This window comes from Gordonia sp. N1V, assembly GCF_029269935.1.
In the GTDB taxonomy this organism is placed as follows: domain Bacteria; phylum Actinomycetota; class Actinomycetes; order Mycobacteriales; family Mycobacteriaceae; genus Gordonia; species Gordonia polyisoprenivorans.
Genome location: NZ_JARJDD010000007.1, coordinates 54499 through 75904, shown reverse-complemented (window position 1 = coordinate 75904; position 21406 = coordinate 54499). Strand labels below are relative to the sequence as shown.

2 protein-coding genes (both running past the window's edge) are annotated in these 21406 nt (G+C 69.8%); both read right to left on the bottom strand.

Annotated features, from left to right (window positions below):
- Positions 1–3500, bottom strand: partial view of a non-ribosomal peptide synthetase gene (locus P3L18_RS11240; RefSeq protein ID WP_276114096.1) — the 5' end (the start) only. 10231 nt of this gene lie to the left of the window's left edge; 3500 of the gene's 13731 nt are visible here — the first part of the coding sequence; it begins with the start codon at positions 3498–3500; the stop codon falls past the left edge of the window.
- Positions 3497–21406, bottom strand: partial view of a non-ribosomal peptide synthase/polyketide synthase gene (locus tag P3L18_RS11235; RefSeq protein WP_276114095.1) — the final stretch only. The gene runs 22392 nt beyond the window's last position; the window shows 17910 of its 40302 coding nt (coding positions 22393–40302); the start codon falls outside the window, past its right edge; it ends in the stop codon at positions 3497–3499. Before P3L18_RS11235 ends, P3L18_RS11240 begins: the two co-directional genes overlap by 4 nt.

The window sequence follows — 21406 nt, the reverse complement described above, 5'->3', positions numbered from 1 at the left end:
TCGGCGATCATGTAGTCGATGCGGTCCTGGGGGTAGGCCGGATCGATGGGCACGTAGGCGGCTCCGGAACGAATCACGCCGAATACTGCCACGACGGAATCGACGGAGCGTTCGAGGCCGACGGCGACCACGTCGTCGGGGCGCACACCGCGCGCGATGAGCTCGCGCGCCAACCGGTGGGTGCGCTCGTCGAACTCGCTGTGCGAGAGCACCTCACCGTCGCAGATCACCGCATCACAGGCCGGGTCGAGCACCCGCGCGTCGAGGATGTCGACGAGCGGTCGGGGTGTGCTGATCCCGCCGTCGGCGGCCGGCTCGAGGACGCCGGTGGAATTACGACTGGGGCGCATCGCCGAGAGCGCGGCATCGTCGACGACGTCGATGTCGCCGACCGCGCGCCGGGGGTCGGCGACCATGGTGGTGACGACCTGGAGCCAGGTCTGCGCGAACCGGACGACGGTGTCCTCGTCGAACAGCGATGTGGCGTAGAGGAAGTCGGCACGCATCGGACGATCGGCGGACCGGTCGGCGACGCCGACCGTCAGATCGAACTTGGCCACCGCGTTCAGCGGTCCGAGCGGGCGTGCGGCCAGCCCCGCCACCTGAACCTCGGCCTCGGCGTCTGCGGGGGCGCCGGCCGATTCGTGGGTGAACGCGATCTGCACCAGCGGTGGGTAGGCGGTCGAGCGCTCGGGGGCGAGTTCGTCGATGAGATCGTCGAATTGCACGTCGGCGTGGGCGAAGGCTTCGACGTCGGTCGAGCGCACCGCCGCCACGAAGTCGCCGATCGGCACTGCCGGATCGACGTCGGTGCGCAGCACGAGGGTGTTGACGAACATCCCCACCAGATCGGCGAGCGCGGCGTCGGTGCGCCCGGCGATCGGCGCCCCGATCACCACGTCGGAGGTGGCGGCCAGGCGCGCCACGGTGATGGCCAGCGCGGCGTGAGAGAGCATGAACGCCGTCACATCATGTTCGCGGGCAAAGGCTTCGAACTTCGCCGCCACCGCGTCGTCGACCTCGACGGAGACGACGGCCGCCGTCGTGTCGAGCACCGCGGGGCGCGGGCGGTCCATCGGCAGGTCGGTGACCGCGGGCAGTCCCGCGAGGTGGGCACGCCAGTAGGCCATCGCAGCGGCGGCCGGCGATCCGGGATCGGCGACGTCCCCGACGACCTCGCGCTGCCACAGCGCGAAGTCGGCGTACTGCACCGGCAGTGGCAGCGGTGCGTCGATCCCCGCGCCGGTGCGTCGTAGGTAGGCATTGAGCAGATCCCCGACGAACACCGGCGAGGACTCACCGTCAAAAGCGATGTGATGCACCGTGATCACCACATCGGAATGTGCGGCACGATCCTCCGCGGCGCGGCCCCCACCGCGATCGGTTCGCACCCGCACCCGGATCGGCAGGCGGCTCGACACGTCGAACCCACGGACGGCACTCGCGGCGAGTTCGGCCTCGTCGTCGGTGACCGCGAAGTCGAGTTCTTCTGCCGCCGCGTCGGTCTCGAGTATCCGCTGGTATGGGCCGGCGCCATCGGACGGGTAGACGGTGCGCAGCACCTCGTGTCGCGCGAGGACGTCGAGGACGGCCAGCCGAAGGGCGTCGGTGTCGACCGCACCCTCCACTCGCAGGCCCATCGGGATGTTGTAGGCCGACGAGTCGGTGTCGAACTGGTTGATGAACCACATCCGCGACTGCGCGGTCGACAGCGGAAGCCGTTGCGGCCGTGGTCGTGCCGTGAGCTGTGCCCGGGTCCGGCCGCGGCCGGTCAGGGCGTTGGCGAGTCCGCGGACCGTCGGCGTGTCGAACAGATCGCGGACGGTGACATCGGCGTCGAGTGTCTGCGCCACCCGGGCGGCGACGCGGGTCGCTGCCAACGAGTTGCCCCCGAGGTCGAAGAACGACTCGGTCACGCTCACCCGATCGAGTCCCAGCACGTCGGCGTAGATCGCCGCGATCTCGGTCTCGGGTCCGGTCTCGGGCGCGACGATCTCACGGACCTCGATCTCCGGCCGGGGCAGCGCGCGACGGGCGACCTTGCCCGCACTGTTGCGGGGCATGACCGCCATCGGCACCCACAAGGTGGGTCGCATGTATTCCGGCAGTGCCCGCGTGACGGTCGCCCGGACGGCGTCGAGGTCGACGTCGTCGGGGCTCACATAACCGACGAGCTGTGCTCCCGCGGGAAAGTCGACGACGGCCGCGGCGGCGTGCACGACACCGGGGGCCGATGCGAGTACCGCCTCCACCTCGCCGAGTTCCATCCGCTGCCCGCGCAGTTTGACCTGAAAGTCGGTGCGGCCCAGGTACTCGATTTCGCCGGCGGAGTTCCAGCGCACCAGGTCGCCGGTGCGGTACAGGCGCGCGCCGGGCGGCCCGAACGGATCGGCGACGAAGCGCTCGGCGGTGAGCGCCGAGGCAGAGGCATACCCACGCGCGATCTGGATGCCGCCGAGGTAGAGCTCACCGGGCACGCCGACCGGTACGAGTTGCAGCCGCGCGTCGAGCACGAACGTGGTGGTGCTCGGCACCGGGACACCGATGGGCACGGTGGCCTCGCCGGGCAGGACGTGGTGGGCGGTGACGTCGACCGCCGCCTCGGTGGGGCCGTAGAGGTTGTGCAGCTCCAGCGCGGGCAATTCGGCGAGGACCGCCTGCGCGGTGGCCGCCGCGAGCGCTTCCCCGGAGGTGAACATCGCCCGCAGCGAACGCAATCCGGACAGCCGCGGGCCGAGCACGTCGACGAACGTGGCCAGCATCGACGGCACGAAGTGGATGACCGTAACGTTCTCGGTGGTGATCAGGTCGGCGATGTGGTCGGGGTCGCCGTGCCGATCCGGCTCGGCCAGCACGAGGGTCGCGCCGACGGTCGCGGGCAGGAACAACTCCCACACCGACACGTCGAAGGTGATCGGCGTCTTCTGCAGCACGACGTCGGAGTCCTTGAACCCGTACCACTCCCGCATCCACTCGAGCCGGTTGACGATCGCCGAGTGGGAGACCGTCACCCCCTTGGGGCGCCCGGTGGAACCGGAGGTGAACAGCGTGTAGGCGGCATCGTCGGGCCGGATCGGTGCGCGCCGTTCGGCGTCGGCGATCGGCGGGGTCGCCGGGTCGATCGGCACCCACGTGTCGACGCCGATCACCCGGATCGGTTCGGGCAGGTCGGCGATCACCGCGGGAGCCGCGCCGTCGACGACGAGGACGATCCGGGCGTCGGCGGTGTCGAGCATGTATCGCACCCGGTCGAGCGGTGCGTCGACGTCGAGGGGGACGTAGTGGCCGCCGGCCTCGACGATCGCGTGGATCGCGACGAGCATCTCCACCGAGCGTGGCATCGCCACGCCCACCGCCACATCGGGGCCGACGCCCGCGGCGATCAGCCATCGGGCGAGATCGTTGACGCGCGCCGCGAACTCCGCGTAGGTGACCCGTCGGTCACCGCACACCACGGCCACGCCGGGCGACGCGGCACTCATCCGGACGACCTCGGTCACGCGTTGTCTCCCTCTCTGTGCCCCGTGTCCCCATGCCGGTTGTCCCCGTGCAGGCCGCCCCCGTGCCACTGTGTACTCGCGTCGTCGGTGCGGGGTCGCGCCCTGTCCGACATCAGTGTCGACAGGGTGCTCGCGGGATGGCGCCCCGGGGTGCCCGACGACCACTGCACCAGCGTGTCACGTTCGGTCGGGGCGACGATCGGGGCGGCACCGACCACAGCGTCGGGCGTCTCGGTCACCGCGTCGAGCACGGCGACGAAACGCGCCACCAACGTGGCGATACCGGCCTCGTCGAAGAGGTCGGTGGCGTATACCACCGACGACCGCCATGGTCCGTGAGCGCTCGCGCCGATGCTGATCGACAGGTCGAGCTGCGCACCGACCACCGGCGGGGTCATCGGCGTGATGACGATGCCGGAGTCGTCGGCGACGGCGTCGGTCGGTGTCGGCTGCGCCAGGGTCAGCAGCACCTGCGCCAGCGGTGAGAATGCTTGTGAGCGCACCGGATCGACGGCGTCGACGACGGTCTCGAACGGGATGTCGGCGTGCGCGAACGCTTCGAGGTCGACTCCCCGGACATCGTCGAGCAACTCCGCGAATCCCGTCGCGGGATCGACGACGGTCCGCAGGACGAGCGTGTTGACGAACATGCCGATCAGTCCGTCGAGTTCGGCCTGGCCACGGCCGGCGATCGGGGTGGCGATCGCGATGTCATCGGTCGCCGAGAGCCGTGCGAGAAGCACCGCGAGTGCCGCGTGGATCACCATGAACGGGGTGACGCCACGGTCGCGCGCCAGACCCGACACACGGTCGGCGATCGGGCCGGGGATCTCGAACTCGAAGAGCGCACCGGCCTGCGAGGCGACCGCGGGCCGCGGATTCTTCGCGGGCAGGTCGAGAACGTCGGGGAGCCCGCGCAACTGCTCTCGCCAGTAGGTGAGCTGACGTCCGACGACGGTCTGCGGGTCATCGGCGGAGCCGAGTTCGCGGTGTTGCCACAGTGCGTAGTCGGCGAATTGCACCGGCAGTGGCGCGAATTCGGGGTTCTCGCCGGCCACCCGGGCTCGATAGGCGGTGATCATGTCCGCGATCAAGGGCCGCATCGATTCGCCGTCGCCGACGATGTGGTGGATGACCGCGAGCAGGACCCAGTCGTCGTCGCCGGCGTGCCACAGCCGGACCCGGAACGGCGGTCGCGCAGTGACGTCGAAGCCGGTGGCCGCGGCCTCGTACATCTGTGTCTCGTCGGCGACCACCGCCCAGTCGAGGCGGGCGAGAACGTCGTCGGGGCCGTGTACCCACTGCACCGGTTCGCCGTCGATCGTCGGGAATGTGGTTCGCAGGATCTCGTGGCGCGCAACGACATCGCGCACCGCAAGCGCCAGTGCATCGGGATCCAGGGGCCCGCTGATGCGCAACCCGACCGGAATGTTGTAGGCGACCGAGTCCGGCTGCAGGCGGTTCAAGAACCACACGCGGCTCTGTGCGAAGGACAGCGGGACGGGCTCGGGTCGCGGGACGACGGCCCGGACCGGCGCGAGTGCACCGGCGCGGCCCGCGGCCACCCGGGCCAGTGCCCGCGGGGTCGATGCCTCGAATACGTCGCGCACACCGAGGTCGGCGTCGAGCGCATCACCGACGCGTGCTGCGAGTCGGGTGGCGGTGAGCGAATTGCCGCCCAGGGCAAAGAAATCCGCGGTGACCGACACGGTGTTCACGCCGAGGATCTCGGCGAAGCACGCCACCACTGCGGCCTCGGCGGCCGATGCGGGGCCGACGTGCTCACCGGCGTCGAGCACGGGGTCGGGAAGTGCACGTTTGTCAACCTTGCCCGCAGGCGTGAGCGGCAGGTGGTCGAGGACGGTGACAGCCGCGGGCACCATGTGCGCGGGCAGTCGCCGGCCGAGGAACTCAGTGAGGTCGGCCGGTGTCACCGATTCGGCTGCGGTGCCGCCGTCACCCGAGGTCACGACGTAGGCGGCGAGTGCGGTCGCGACCGATCCGCCGACCCCGATCACGACGGCGGCGTCGATCGCGGGATGCGCCGTCAGTGCCGTCTCGATCTCGCCGAGTTCGATGCGCAGGCCACGCAACTTGATCTGGTCGTCACTGCGTCCGACGTACTCGATCACCAGCCGTCCGGTGTCGGACGAGCCGGTGTCGAACGAGCCGGTGCCGGAGGGTCCGGACCTGGCAGCTACCCACCGGACGACGTCGCCGGTGCGATACATCCGCTCGCCCGGCGCGTACGGGTCGGCGACGAACCGTTCGGCGGTCAGCCCGGGGCGCCGCAGATAGCCACGGGCGAGCGGGGTTCCGGTCACGTACAGCTCGCCGGGCACACCGACCGGGACCGGGTGCAGACGGTCGTCGAGTACCAGGAGTCCGGCGCCGGCGATGGGTCCGCCGATGTGGACCGGCGCAGCGGGATCGAGTGCGGCGCTGATCGCCACCGCCACCGATGCCTCGGTCGGCCCGTACGCGTTGTGGAAGGCCACCCGGCCCGACCAGCCCGCCACGAGCGCCTGCGAGACCGCCTCGCCACCGGCGATCAGGACGCGCAGATCCGGCAGGTCGGCGTCGGGATCGACGGTCGCGAGGACCGCCGGGGTCAGGAACACGTGCGAAAGCTGTTGAGCGCGAAGGAACTCAGTCAGCTGCGCGCCGCCGAGCACGTCGTCGGGTCGATAGACCAGAGTCGCACCCGCGACCGACGCGAGCAGCCATTCCAGCACGGAGGCGTCGAAACTGGCCGACGCGAAGCCCAGCACACGGTCGCCCGCGGTGACGCCCAAACGCTCGACCTCGGCGACGGCGAAGTTGTGCGCGCCGCGGTAGGTGACCGAGACACCCTTGGGCACGCCGGTCGAGCCGGAGGTGTAGATGACGTAGGCGACGGCGTCGAGGTTGTCCGCACCACCGGGAGCGTCGAGGCCCGTATCCGGTTCGCCGGTCCCTGGTTCGACAGTCCCGTGTTCGTGCGAGCCTGCGACGAGGTCGTCGACGGTCAGCCAGTTGAGTCCGCCGGGTGCGGGTAGTTCCTCGCCGGGAGAGCAGATGCCCACGCGCACAACCGAATCGGTGATCATGTGCGCGATGCGGTCGGCCGGGTATCCGGGGTCGATGGACAAGTAGGCGGCACCGAGTCGGGTGATCGCCCACAGTGTCGCCAGACGGTCGACGCGGCGCCCGAGCGCCACAGCGACGATCGTGTCGGTCCCGATGCCCCGAGCGCGCAGTCCGCGGGCGATCGCGGCCGAGCGGGTGTCGAGGTCACGGTAGGTCAGCGATCGGCCGTCGGCGTCGGTCACCGCGGGGGTGTCCGGGCGCGCGGCGGCGACCTCGGCGAAGACCTCACGCAGATGCCGTGGCGCGGCGGCCGGGCCGCCGCTGACCGGGGTCAGTGACCGGCGGGTCTCGACGGGTACCAATTGCAGGTCTCCGCAGGCGATGTCGGGCGCACTCGCGATCGTTGCGAGGATCGTGCGCACCGCGGCGGCGAATCGTTCGATCTGCGCGGCGCCGAAGACGGCGGGCAGGTACTTGAGCGTGATCGCCACACCCTCGGCCGAGGGTGTCGCCGACAGGTTGAGCGGATAGTGCGTCGAGTCGCCGGCGTCGATGCCGAGGATCTGCAGACCACCGGTCAGGGCGGCGTCGGCGGCCGACAGCGACTCGCTTGCCACCGGGAACGACTCGTACACGGTCAGCGTGTCGAACAGCACCGGCAGCCCGGTGGTCGCGGTGATCTCCGGTAGCCCGAGATGCTGGTGATCGAGCACGGCGATCTTGTCCTGCTGCAGGCGCCGCAGCACCTCGGCCGCCGCCGAACCGGGATCGACATCGACGACGACGGGCAGCGTGTTGATGAACAGCCCCACCATCGATTCGACGCCGTCGAGATCGGCGGGCCGACCGGACACGGTTTCACCGAATCCGACGACCCGGTTGCCGGTGAGCCGCGAGAGCAGCACCGACCACGCGAACTGCAGCACCGTGCTCACGGTGACCCCGAGGTCGCGGGCGAGTGTGTCGAGCGCGGTGGACAATTCGGCGCCGAGATGTTCGGTGTGATCGCGCGGCGGGGTGGAGATGTCGTCGTCGTTCTGCGGCGCCACCAGTGTCGGTTCGGTAAGCGGGGCGAGCACTCGGCGCCACGTGTCCAGACCTGTCGAGTCGTCGCGCGCGGCGAGCCGGCGGACGTGCGTACCGAAGTCGGCCGCCACTGCGCCGCTGGTCGGTTCGGCATCCGAATCCCGCTGCGCGAGCGCGGAGGTGAACGTGCCGCGCCCGGCGTAGAGCGCGAGGAGGTCGGCCAGGACGAGCGGCCCCGACCAGCCGTCGAGCAGGATGTGGTGGTTGGTGACGATCAGCGATGCCGCCTCGCCGTGGCGGATCAACACGAACCGGATCAACGGTGGGGCGTCGAGGGCAAACGGCGCGAGCTTCTCGGCCGCGGCGATCTCGGAGACGGAGTCGGCCACCTCGTGCGACCCTCCGCCCAGATCGATTTCACGCCACGGGATATCGACGGCCTCGGGAACGACTGCGACGACCGCACCGGCATCGGTGCGGACATATCCGCTGCGCAGCACCCGATGGTGCGCGAGCAGTGCGGCCGCCGCCGCGTGCAACCGCTCCGCGTCGATCTCGCCGCCGAGCTCGAGAACCGCCTGTGTCACATAGACATCGACGCCGTCGCCCCCGGTGGCCATCTCCGACTGGAAGTACAGGCCCTGTTGCAGTGGCGTGAGCGGCCACACGTCGGCGCCGGGGAAACGCACGGCGAGCGTGTCGAGTTCGTCCTGGCTGATGGTGGTGCCGGGAATGTCGGACGGGCTCGCTCCGATCGGTGCACCGCCGGCCACGACCCCGGCGAGCGCCCGGAGTTCGGCGCTGAAACGCGCTCCGAGATCGGCGACGTCGGCGGCGGTGAAGAGCGCCGACGGGTAGGTCAGCGAGGTGACCAGTTCCCGTCCGCGCGTACCGGTCCGGGTGGCCACGGTGACACTGAGTGCGTTGAGCGCCACCATCGCACCGGTCGCCGACGCGGCGAATCCGGGTGCGTCCCCGGCGGGGGTGAACGGGATCTCCTGTGGCGCTTCGGCGTCGGCGCCACCGGTGCCGCCGGCTGCGCGGCCGGCGCCGAAGAAGTTGAATCCGATACTCGGCAGCGGGCGGGTGGTGAGCTCACTGCGGGGATCGGGGTTCGCGTACCGCAGCAGCCCGAAGCCGATGCCTGCGTCGGGGATCGACAGGCGTTCTTCCTTGGCCGCCTTGACCGCGTGGATCGCGTCGACCGACGGGTCGAGGCGCACGGGCGCGATCGTCGTGAACCATCCGACGGTGCGTGACAGGTCGCTGTCGTAGGGGTGCGGTCCCGAGGCGACGATGTCCTCGTTGCGTCCGTGACCCTCCACGAGCACCGACACCGGACCTCGGTCGTCGATGCCGCGTGCGTGCTGCCATCCGCGCACGGCGCGGGCGAGCGCACCGAGCAGGATGTCGCCCGCGCCCCCACCGAAGGCGTGCGGTACGGAGGTCAGGACGGCCTCCGAGGTCGACGGGTCGAGGATCTCGGTGACCGACACCTCGGTGGCGAACCGGTCGCGGCCGGCCACGACCTCGGCGCCGAGGTCGGTGGCGCGGGCCGGCAGCCGATCGAGCCAGTAGCCCTCCTCCGACATGCGGCGTTCGGCTTGGGCGGCAACCGCATCCGCCCAAGTACGTGCCGAGGTGACCTCCGGTCGCAGGGCGAGCCCGGTGTCGCCGGACTGGGCCTGTCCCCAGGCAGTGACGAGATCTTCCAGCAGGATCGGCCACGACACCGCATCGACGCCGAGATGATGGATCACCAGGACGAGGCGGCCCGCTCCGGCCGGGTCGACGACGAGTTCGGCGGCGACGAGTGCACCGGTGGTTGGGTCGAGGCGTGCTGATGCGTCGGCGAACGCGGTGTGCAGATCGGCGGCGAATCCGTCGGTGCCCACCGCAGAGCCGGATCGCCGGGCGCCGACCGCGGCTGCGATGTCGACGTCCACCCCGGCGGTGAGCGTCCAGCCGTCGTCGGTGGGCACCAGTGAGGCCGCGAGCATCGGGTGGGTATCCACCACCCGCGCGAGCAGAGCCGCGACCGACGACGCGGTGGCGTCGGCGGGCAGGTACAGCACCCGCGACTGCGAGAAGTCACGGAAATCCGAAGGCTGCGTGGAATGTTCGATCATCCACGACACCACTGCCGGAGGTGCGACTGCGCCGCGCGCACCGGTATCGGGCAGCATCGGCAGCGTGGTCGCGGTGTCGAGCGCGGCCCGCGCCATCGCGCGCACGGTGCGGTGCTCGAAGATGTCGCGCGGCGAGAGCGACAGGCCCGTCGCGCGGACCGCCGATGCGAGCCGGATCGACATGATCGAGTCGCCGCCGAGGGTGAAGAACGAGTCGGTGACCGACACCCGCGGCAGTCCGAGGAGACCGGCGACGATCGCGGCGAGGGTTTCCTCGACCGCATTCGCCGGAGCCACGTACTGTGCTGTCGCGAAGTCGAAATCGGGTGCGGGCAGGGCTTTGCGGTCAAGTTTGCCTGCGCTGCCCAGCACGACGTCGTCGAGCGGCATCCACACCGTGGGTCGCATGTACTCGGGCAGTGCGGCAGCCACGGCGGCGCGAGCGGCATCGAGATCCACCGTCGACGGAGACACGTATGCCACCAGATGTGCGCCGCCGGTGTCGGATTCGGCGACGGTGGCCGCGGTGTGGACCACCCCGGGCACCGTCGCGATGATCGATTCGATCTCGCCGAGTTCGATGCGCTGGCCACGCAGCTTCACCTGGAAGTCGGTGCGGCCCAGGTATTCGATCTCCCCGGAGGTGTTCCAGCGCACCAGGTCTCCGGTGCGGTACACGCGGGCGCCGGGCGCCCCGAAGGGGTCGGCGACGAAGCGTTCGGCGGTCAGCGCGGGAGCTCCGGCATAGCCGCGGGCGACCTGGGTGCCGCCGAGATACAGCTCGCCGGGCACGCCGACGGGTACCGGGCGCAGCCGGGCGTCGAGCACGAGTGTGGTGGTGTTCCACACCGGCACCCCGATGGGCACGATCCGATCGGCATGGGTGACATCGGCGTAGGCCACCTCGACCGCCGCCTCCGTCGGGCCGAACAGGTTGACGATAGCGACGTCGGGCAGCAGCTGATGGGCTCGCACGGTCACCGCGGGCGGCAGTGCCTCACCGGAGGCGAACAGCCAGCGCAACGAGGTCAGCTCCGAGATCTGTTCGGGCGGCACCACATCGAGGAACACCGCGAGCATGGACGGCACGAAGTGCACCGAGGTGGCGCGCGTCGCAGCGATCAGGTCGGCGATGTAGAGGGGATCGGCGTGACCGCCGGCGTCGGCGATCACCATCTGCGCGCCGGCGATGACCGGTCCGAACAGCTCCGGTACCGAGACGTCGAAGGTGTACGGGGTCTTCTGGATGATGCGGTCGCCGGTGGTCCACGGATATTCCGCCAGGCCCCAGCGCAGCCGGTTGAGCACCGACGCGTGGGAGACGGTGACGCCCTTGGGACGTCCGGTGGAGCCAGAGGTGAACAGCGTGTAGAGCGCATCGTCGCCACGGATCGGGCGGACGCGCTCGGCATCGGTGAACGGTGCGGTCGATTCGTCGACCGCGACGGTGGTGTCCACCACCATCGACGTGACGACATCGGCGAGGGCGTCGAGATCGGCAGCGACCGGACGCGGGCCGGTGAGCAGCACACGGACACCGGCGGTGTCGACCATGTGGCGCAGGCGTTCGGCCGGCGCGGCGGTGTCGATCGGGACGTACTGGCCGCCGGCGGCGACGACGGCGTGGATCGCGACAACCATCTCGATCGAACGATCGATGCACACACCGACCGCCACCTCGGGTCCCACGTCCGCTGCGCGCAGGGTCCGCGCCAGCGACGCCACCCGCGCGCCGAACTCGCCGAAGGTCACCGTTCGGTCGCGCAGCGACAGCGCCACATCGTCGGGCGCGGCACTCACGCGCGCGGCGATCGCATCGGCGACCGAGCCGGCCGGGATGCGCACCGACGCACCGGTCGCCCGCTGCAGCAGCGCGTCGGTCTCGGCGGCGGGCAGGATCGGTGCGTCGGCGACGGCGATGGCAGGGTCGGCGGTCAGCGAGTCCAGCAGCGCGACAAAGGCGTCGAGCATTGCGTCGATGCGCGCATCGTCGAAGAGGTCGCGGGCGAAGACGGCCTCGATCGGCCAGTCGGCGCCGTGATCGGCCACCGAGACACTCACGGTCAGATCGAGTTTGGCCGGCGGATCGGCCGGGCTGACCGGGGTGATGGTCAGGTCGGCGATGCCGGTCGCGGTCGGCGCGGCCGCGAACTCGGGCAGCGTCGACTGATCGAGTGTCAGCATGACCTGCGCGAGCGGCGCGAAGGCTTCCGAACGGACGGGGCTGACCGCGTCGACGATCATCTCGAATGGCACGTCGGCATGGGCGAACGCCTCGAGGTCGGATTCGCGGACCTGATCGAGCAGCTCGACGAAAGCCATGTCGGGTGTCACCCGCGCCCGGAGCACCAGCGTGTTGACGAACATGCCGACGAGCGGGTCGAGTGCACGCTGGCCGCGGCCGGCGATCGGTGTGGCGACGGTGATGTCGTCACCGGCCGACAACCGCGACAACAACACCGAGAGTGCGGCGTGGACCACCATGAACGGGGTGAGTCCACGCTCGGCGGCGATCGCCCGGATTCGGTCCCCGACCGCCGCGGGCACTGCACCGGTGACACGTCCGCCACGCTGGGTGGCCGCCATGGGCCGGGGGCGATCGGCGGGCAGGTCGATGACGTCGGGGACGTCGGCCAGGGCGTCGGTCCAGTAGGCGAGCTGACGGGCGACCACCGACGACGGATCGTTGCGGTCGCCGAGTTCGCGATGCTGCCACAGGGCGTAATCGGCGAACTGCACCTCCAGCGGCTCGAAATCCGGTGCGCCACCGCCACTGCGGGCCAAATATGCCGTCATGAGGTCGCCGACCAGCGGCTGCATCGACTCGCCGTCGGCGGCGATGTGATGCACGACGAGCGCCACAATGTGCTCGTCGTCGCCGATGCGCAGTACCCGGCCACGGATCGGGAGTTCGGCCGCGACGTCGAAGCCGGTGGTGACCGCGGCCTCGAAGTCGTCGGCGGAATCGACCACCGCCCAGTCCACTTCGTCGTCGATCGCGGCAACGGGGTGGATGAGCGCCGAGGCACTCTCGCCGTCGGCGACGAAGGTGGTGCGCAGCACCTCGTGGCGGGTGACCACATCGGCCAGCGCCGCACGCAATGCCGCGACGTCGAGCCGGCCGGTCACCCGGAACACGGCCGGGATGTTGTAGGTGGGCAGCGACGGATCGAACTGGTTGATGAACCACATCCGCTGCTGTGCGAACGAGAGCGGGATGCATTCGGGGCGTGGGACGGTCGCGGTCACCGGCGGCAGACCCGACGCCCGGCCGGCCACCGCGGCGGCAAGGGTGCGCACCGTCGGTGTGTCGAACAGATCGCGGATCGAGGTCTCGACCCCCAGTGCTTCACCGACCCGGGCGACCAGCCTGGCCGCCGACAACGAATTCCCGCCGAGGTCGAAGAACGACTCGACGACGCTGATCTCGTCGATCCCGAGGATCTCGGCGAAGACGTCGGCGACAGCACGCTCCGCCGCGGATGCCGGTGCGACGATCTCGACCGCCTCGATCACCGGCTCCGGTAGCGCGGCCTTGTCCAGTTTGCCGACCGGCGTCAGCGGGAGTGCCTCGAGGAAGGTGATTGTTGCAGGCACCATGTGCGCCGGGAGTGACTGCGCGACATGTGTTTTCAGATCGGCGACGCTCGCGGACCCGGGGTCGGCGACGACGTAGCCGGCCAGTGCGGTGGCCACCGAACCGCCGACGCCGACGACGACCGCCGAATGCACCGCGGGGTGCGTGGAGAGCGCCGACTCGATCTCGCCGAGCTCGATGCGGAGCCCGCGCAGTTTGACCTGATCGTCGCTGCGCCCGGAGTATTCGAGCACCGGTGCGCCGGTGGCGTCGGCCCGCCAGCGGACGACATCGCCGGTGCGGTACATCCGGTCTCCCGGCCGCCCATGCGGATTGGCGACGAAGCGGTCGGCGGTCAGGCCGGGACGGTCGAGGTAGCCGCGGGAGAGCGGCAGTCCGCAGACGTACAGTTCGCCCGGCACACCGAGCGGCGCCGGGCGCAGGTGGGCGTCGAGCACCATCAGTCCGACCCCGGCGAGCGGGCCGCCGAGGGTGACCGGTTCACCGACCGACATCGGCGCGCTGATGGTCACGCCGATGGTGGTTTCGGTGGGCCCGTACAGATTCTGGATACGACGCAGCGGCGCCCACGCGTCCTTCAACGCCGTCGGGACCGCCTCGCCGCCGGCGTAGACCACGCGCAACGCGGGCACCGAGTGCGGGTCGACGGTGGCGAGCACCGTCGGGGTGAGGAAGGTGTGCGTGATGGCCTGACGCATCAGGAGATCCTGCAGCGCCGGACCGCCGACGGCCTCGGCCGGACGGTAGATGAGCACACCACCGGATACCGCGGCCAACAGATATTCGAGCACCGAGGCATCGAAGCTCGGGGACGCGAATCCCAGCACCCGCGAGTACTCGTCGGCATTCGACCGGCGGATCTCCTCCGCGGCGAAATTCGCGAGACCCGAATGGGTCACCGCGACACCCTTGGGCCTGCCGGTGGAGCCGGAGGTGTAGATGACGTAGGCGACGTTGTCGACCCGGACCTCACCGAGCAACTCCGCGGCAGTGACCGCGGCACCGTCAGCGGCCGCGATCTCCTCGGCGACCGCCGGGTCGTCGAGGCGGACCCAGTCGAATGCCGCACCGGGCAGCACATCGGTGGCGCCCGCGGTGAGGCCGAGGATCGCGCCGGAGTCCTCCACCATGTTCGCGACGCGCTCGGCGGGATAGTCCGGGTCGATCGGCACGTAGCCGCCGCCGGTCTTGGCCACCGCCCAGATGGAGACGAGCAGATCCAGCGAGCGCCCGATCGCCAGTGCCACGAGTTTCTCGGGCCCGATGCCACGGTCGATCAGCCAGCGCGCCAACCGATTCGAACGTTCGTCGAGTTCCCGGTAGGTCAATGAGGCGTTGTCGGCGTCGACCACGGCCTGGCGTGGCCCCCAGGTCACGGCGGCATCGATGACGATGTCGCGCAGAAGTTTCGGTGCGGTACCCGCTCCCCCGGTCACCACGGCGTCGGAGTCTGCGATCTCCACCGGTTCGGGTGCGGACACACGCGCCGCCTCGGCAGTCCGGGCCAGCTCGGCCACCGACGGTTCGCGGCCGACCGCGATGCGACCGACAGGTGCGGCGGGATCACTCAGCGCCTCGTCGAGGACGTCGACGAGACGCCCGGTGAACGCGGAGACCGTCGACTCGTCGAACAGATCGGTGGCGTAGAGCACCGAGCCCGGCCAGTCGGACCCTGCCGTATCCCCTGCTGTCGGGGAGACGCTCACCAGGAGATCCACCCGGGCGGGAACGACGTCGGTGGCAATCGGTTCGACACGCAGACCGGCGATCTCACCGACAGACAGGTCGGCGCCCGCCAATTCCGGCAGGGCGGTCTGATCGAAGGTGAACCACACCTGGGTGAACGGCGCGAACGCCTCGGACCGCACCGCGTCGGAGGCGTCGACGACCGCCTCGAACGGGGCGTCGGCGTGCGCGAAGGCCTCCAGATCGGTGTCCTTGATCGCGGCCAGCAGGTCGGCGAATCCGTGGTCGGCGTCGACCCGGGTGCGCAGCACCAAGGTGTTGACGAACATGCCGACGAGCGGATCGAGCACGGCCTGTCCGCGTCCGGCGATCGGGGTGCCGATGGCGATGTCGTCGCTGCCCGAGAGGCGGGACAACAACAACGACAGCCCGGCGTGGACCACCATGAACGGCGTGGTGCCGTACTCGACGGCGGCCGCGCGGACCTTGTCCCCGGTCGCGGCCGGCAGTGTGAACGGCACCCGCGCACCGCGGCCGCTCGCACGGGGCGGGCGGGGCCGATCGGTGGGGATGTCGAGGACGTCGGACAGTCCGGCGAGCTTGGCCCTCCAGTAGGCTATCTGTTGCCCGACAACAGATTCGGGATCATCCGGCGATCCCAGCACGTCGTGCTGCCAGAGCGCGACATCGGCGAACTGCACCTCGAGGTCGGCGAACTGTGGATCGGTGTCCGCGGTCTCGGCGAGGTATGCGGTCACCAGATCGGAGACCAGCGGTGCCACCGACTCGCCGTCGGAGGCGATGTGGTGGGTGACGACGGCGAGGACGTGCTCGTCGATACCGATCCGTGCGACGCGTACCCGGATCGGCCACTGCGTGGCGACGTCGAAGCCCTCGGCCACCGCAGCCTGGACGTCGGCGACCGAATCCACCTGTGCCCAGTCGAGTTTCGCCGCCACGGCGGACGGACGGCCGATCTTCTGGTACGGCACACCGGATTCGGCCGGGAAGGTGGTTCGCAGCACCTCGTGACGGGTGACCACGTCGACGACGGCGGCATGCAGCGCGTCGACGTCGAGCAGACCGGTCAAGCGCAACACGATCGGGATGTTGTACGCCGCAGAGGTGGTGTCGAGTTGATTGACATACCACATGCGCTGCTGCGCGAATGCCAGCGGAATCCGTTCCGGGCGAGGCGATACCGCGGTGATCGGCGGGCGAGTGTCACCGTTGCCCGCGGTGGCCGCGACGAGCGCGCGCACCGAGGGCGCATCGAAGAGATCGCGGACGCCAATGTCGGTGCCCAGTGCGTCGGCGGCCCGGGCTGCCAGGCGCATCGCCGATAGCGAGTTGCCGCCGAGGTCGAAGAAACTGTCGGTGACACTGATCTGCTCGACACCGAGGATTTCGGCGAACACCTCCGCGACGCGGGTCTCCGCCTCCCCGACGGGTGCCACGTAGTCACCGGCCTCGAATACCGGTTCCGGCAGGGCTCGCCGGTCGATCTTGCCTGCGGTGTTGAGCGCGATGTCTGCGACCGGCATCCACACGGTCGGCCGCATGTACTCCGGGAGCGACTCGGCGACCACGGCGCGCACCGCATCGAGATCGACGGTCTCCCCGGGGGCGGCGGACACATAGCCGACGAGATGCTCACCACCGCCGGGGGCGGAGGCGACGGTCGCGGCCGCGTGCACCACACCCGGGGCCGAGGCGATGACCGACTCGATCTCGCCGAGCTCGATGCGCTGGCCGCGGAGCTTCACCTGGAAGTCGGTGCGGCCGAGGTACTCCAACACTCCATCCGGACGGCGTCGCACCAGGTCACCGGTGCGATAAAGACGGGCTCCCGGCTCCCCGTACGGGTCGGCGACGAAGCGTTCGGCAGATAGGTCCGGCCGCGCGGCGTACCCGCGCGCGAGTTGCACGCCACCGAGATACAGCTCTCCGGGCACACCGTCGGGTACACGATGCAACCGCAAGTCGAGCACCACCGCGGACGAATTCCACACCGGCACACCGATCGGGACGGTCGGGTCGTCGGCGGCGACGTCGTCGATCTGCTCGTAGGTGATCTCGACGGCGGCCTCGGTGGGACCGTACAGGTTGAAGAACAACGCCTCGGGCCACAGTGCACGAGCCTGCGCCGCGACGGCCGGCGGCAGGGCCTCACCGGTCGCCGAGACGATCCGCACCGAATCGAGGCCGGCGAGCCGCTCCTCGCGGTGTGGGCCGGAGCCGAGGATCTCGAGGAACACCGAGAGCATCGACGGCACGAAGTGCACCATGGTGGCGCGGGTGCGGCGGATCTCGTCGGCCACGTAGCCGGGGTCGAGGTGCCCGCCGTCGGCCAGCACGACCAGGGTGGCGCCGATCATCAACGGCGCGAACAGTTCCGGGACCGAGCAGTCGAAGGTGTACGGCGTCTTCTGCAGCACCACGTCACCGGCGTCGATCGGGAGGGTGTCCAGGCCCCACCACAACCGGTTGAGCACCGCGGTGTGCGAGAGCGTGACCCCCTTGGGGCGTCCGGTGGAGCCGGAGGTGAACAGGGTGTAGGCGGCGGCGTCACCGAGCAGTACCGTCGGGCGATCGGCGTCGGTGACCGGTTGCGCCGCTGCCGAGTTCACGTCGACGTCGGTGCTCGAGTCGACCCGGAGGATGCGGACACCGGCGTCGACCGCGGCTCCGACCGCGGCTGCTGCGGCTCCGGTGTCGGCGACGAGCAGGGCTGCGGCACCGGCGGTGTCGAGCATGTACCGCACCCGGTCGGCGGGCGCGTTGACGTCGATCGGCACGTACTGTCCACCGGCGGTCACCACCGCGTGGATGGCTACCATCATCTCCACCGAACGCGGGATGCAGAGCCCCACAGCCACATCCGGACCGACTCCGGTTGCGATCAGCTCACGCGCGAGCGTGTTGACGCGCGCACCGAACTCGGCGTAGGTGACCTCCCGCTCACCGAAGACCAGGGCGCGGGCGGCCGGGGTTCGGTTCACCTGTGCGGCAAGGGCGTCGGGCACGGTTGCCGGCGCCGGCAGGTCGACTCGCGCCCCCCATTCGCTATCGGCGATGCGGGCGGTCTGCGCGGGGTCGAGCAGCGAGGCGTCCCCGACGGCCACGGACGGCGTGGTGCAGAGTTGCTGCAGCAGTGCGATGAACCGCGCCGCGAGCGCGTCGATCCTCGACTCGTCGAACAGGTCGGTCGCATACGTGACCGACAGACCCCACTCCTGCCCGTCCGGACGGGAGGCGACGGTGACGTAGAGATCGGTTTGGGCCGCCACACTCACGTCGTCGACGGCAGTGACCGTCAGACCACCCGCATCACCGAGCGCGTCAATGGCCGAGGCTGCCGGATCGAACGAGAAGATGACCTGGGTGAGAGGCGAGAAGGCCTCGGAACGCACCGGATTCAGCTCGTCGACCAAGGTCTCGAACGGGATGTCGGCGTGCGCGAAGGCGTCGAGGTCGGTGGTACGCACCGTCGCGAGCAGGTCATCGAAGCCCTGCGCGGGATCGATGCGGGTACGCAGCACCAGCGTGTTGACGAACATGCCGACCAGTGGGTCGAGCACCGCTTGACCACGCCCGGCGATCGGCGTGCCGACCGCGATGTCATCGGTTCCCGACAGTCGCGAGAGCAACACCGCCAGCGCGGCGTGCACCACCATGAACGGTGTGACCCCGTGCCGTTGTGCGGCGGCGGAGATCGCGGAGCCCAGTTCGGCGGGCATCGGGTGTGCCACGTGGCCGCCGCGCCCGGAGGCGACCGCCGGTCGTGTCCGGTCGGCGGGAAGCTCGAGAACGTCCGGGAGTCCGGCGAGTTGGTCGGCCCAATACGCCAACTGTCGTCCGACCACCGACTCCGGGTCGTCGGTGGAACCGAGCACGGTGTGCTGCCAGAGCGCGAAATCGGCGAACTGGACCTGCAGCGGCGCGAAGTCGGGTTCGGTGTGGACCGAGCGTGCGACGTACGCGGTCACCAGGTCGGAGACGAAGGGTGCCAACGACTCTCCGTCGGCACCGATGTGGTGGAAGACGATCGCAAGGATGTGTTCGGTTGCCGAGATGGGCCACAACCGCACCCGGATCGGCCAGTCGACGGTGACGTCGAAGCCCGCGGTGACCGCAGCCGCAACGCGCTCCTGCGAGTCCACCACCTGCCAGTCCAGACGGTCGGCCACCGAGTCGGCCGGATCGATCTGCTGCGCAGGCACTCCGTCGACATCTGGGAATCGCGTGTGCAGCACCTCATGTCGGGTGACCACATCCACCACTGCCGCGTGCAGCGCCGCCGCATCGAGATCGCCGGACAGCCGCAGGACCGCCGGGATGTTGTGCATCGCGGTACCCGGGTCGAACCGGTTGATGAACCAGATCCGTTGCTGGGCAAAGGACAGCGGGACCATTTCCGGCCGCGGAGTGACCGCGGTGACCGGCGGAAGACCTGCGGATCGACCCGAGATCAGTTGCACGAGTTCGCGAACCGACGGGGCATCGAAGATGTCGCGGACCGAGATCTCCACGTCCATGGCGAGCCCCACCCGCGCGGCCAGACGGGTGGCCGAGAGCGAGTTGCCGCCGAGATCGAAGAATCCGGTGGTCACCCCGATCTCGTCGACGCCCAGGATCTCCGCGAACACCGCGGCGACGCGAGCCTCGTCGGCCGTCGCAGGCGCCACCATCGTCTGCTCCGGCGCGAGTTCGTCGGGCCGGGGAAGTGCGCGGCGGTCGAGTTTACCGGCCGAGTTGAGTACGACGCGCTCGAGCGGAACCCAGAGAGACGGACGCATGTACGCGGGCAACGCATTCCGGACCGCCGCGGCGACCGCCTCGAGATCCACCGACTCGGGCGCGAGATAAGCGACCAACTGCTGCTCGCCGGCGTTCTCGACCACCGTGGCCGCTGTGTGTACCACGCCGGGAACCGCGGCGATGACCGCTTCGATCTCGCCGAGTTCGAGGCGCTGGCCACGGAGTTTGACCTGGAAGTCGGTGCGCCCCAGATAGTCGATCTCACCTCGGGTATTCCATCGGACGAGGTCGCCGGTCCGGTACAGCCTGCTTCCAGGCACACCAAGAGGATCGGCAACGAAACGTTCGGCGGTGAGGCCGGGACGCGCAGCGTATCCGCGGGCGACCTGGATCCCGCCGATATAGAGTTCACCGGGCAGCCCCGGGGGCAGTGGCCGCAGCCGTGCGTCGAGCACGTGAGCGGTGGTATTCCACACCGGGGAGCCGATGGGTACGGTCTGTTCTTTCGGCGTCACCTCGTGCGCGGTCACGTCCACCGCAGCCTCGGTTGGACCGTAGAGGTTGTGCACCGCGACGCCTGGGAGCAGCCGGAGCAGGGAGTGTGCGGTCGCGCCCGCAAGCGCCTCTCCGGACGTGAAAACGGCACGAAGCGAAGTCAACTCCGCAATGTCCTCTCCCAGGACATCGATGAACGCCGACAACATCGACGGCACGAAGTGCATGACCGTGGCTCGCTGGCGGCGCACCATGTCGGCCACATGCCGCGGATCCCCATGGCGTCCGGCCTCGGCCAGCACCATGGTCGCGCCGGTCAGTGCCGGCAGGAACAACTCCCACACCGACACGTCAAAGGTGTTGGGGGTCTTGTGAATCACCACATCACGGTGGTCGACATCGTAGGCGGCTGCCATCCAGTCCAGACGGTTGAGGATGGCCCGATGATCGACGGTGACCCCCTTGGGTCGACCGGTGGAGCCCGATGTGAACAGTGTGTATGCGGCATTGTCAGCTCGCAACGAACCGAGACGCTCCGAGTCGCTGACCGGGGGCGTCGCGGTGTCGATCGGATCGAGCGCGTCGACGGTGATGACCGAGGCCAGGCCGCCGACGCGCTGCGCTGCGTGCACTTCTGCTGCGCCCGATTTTTCCGACGCCACCAGCGCCACGTCCAACCCGGCGGTCTCGACCATGTAGCGCACGCGTTCGTCCGGGGCATCGGGATCGATCGGTACGTAGTGTCCGCCGGCGGCGACGACGGCGTGAATCGCAATCACCATCTCGGCACTCCGGGGCAGGCACACGGCAACAGGTGTGTCGGGTCCGACACCGTGGGCGATCAGGCGTCGGGCCAGAGCCCAGACCCGAGAGCCGAACTCGGCGTTGGAGATCTTCCGGTCACTCTCGACGATCGCGACCCTATCCGGATACGCCGACAGCATGTCGGCCACCCGTCCCGCGAGGTCGGTTCCGCTGCCGGAAACCCCGGTTGCCGTGACCATCGAACCGCAGGCCCAACCACGGACCTCGCGACGGCGATCCTCACTCATGATCGGGATGTCGGCGAGCAACGCATCCGGCTGATCGACCACGGTTCCGAGGATCTCGCGTACCGTTTCGGCGAACACCTCGACCTGCGC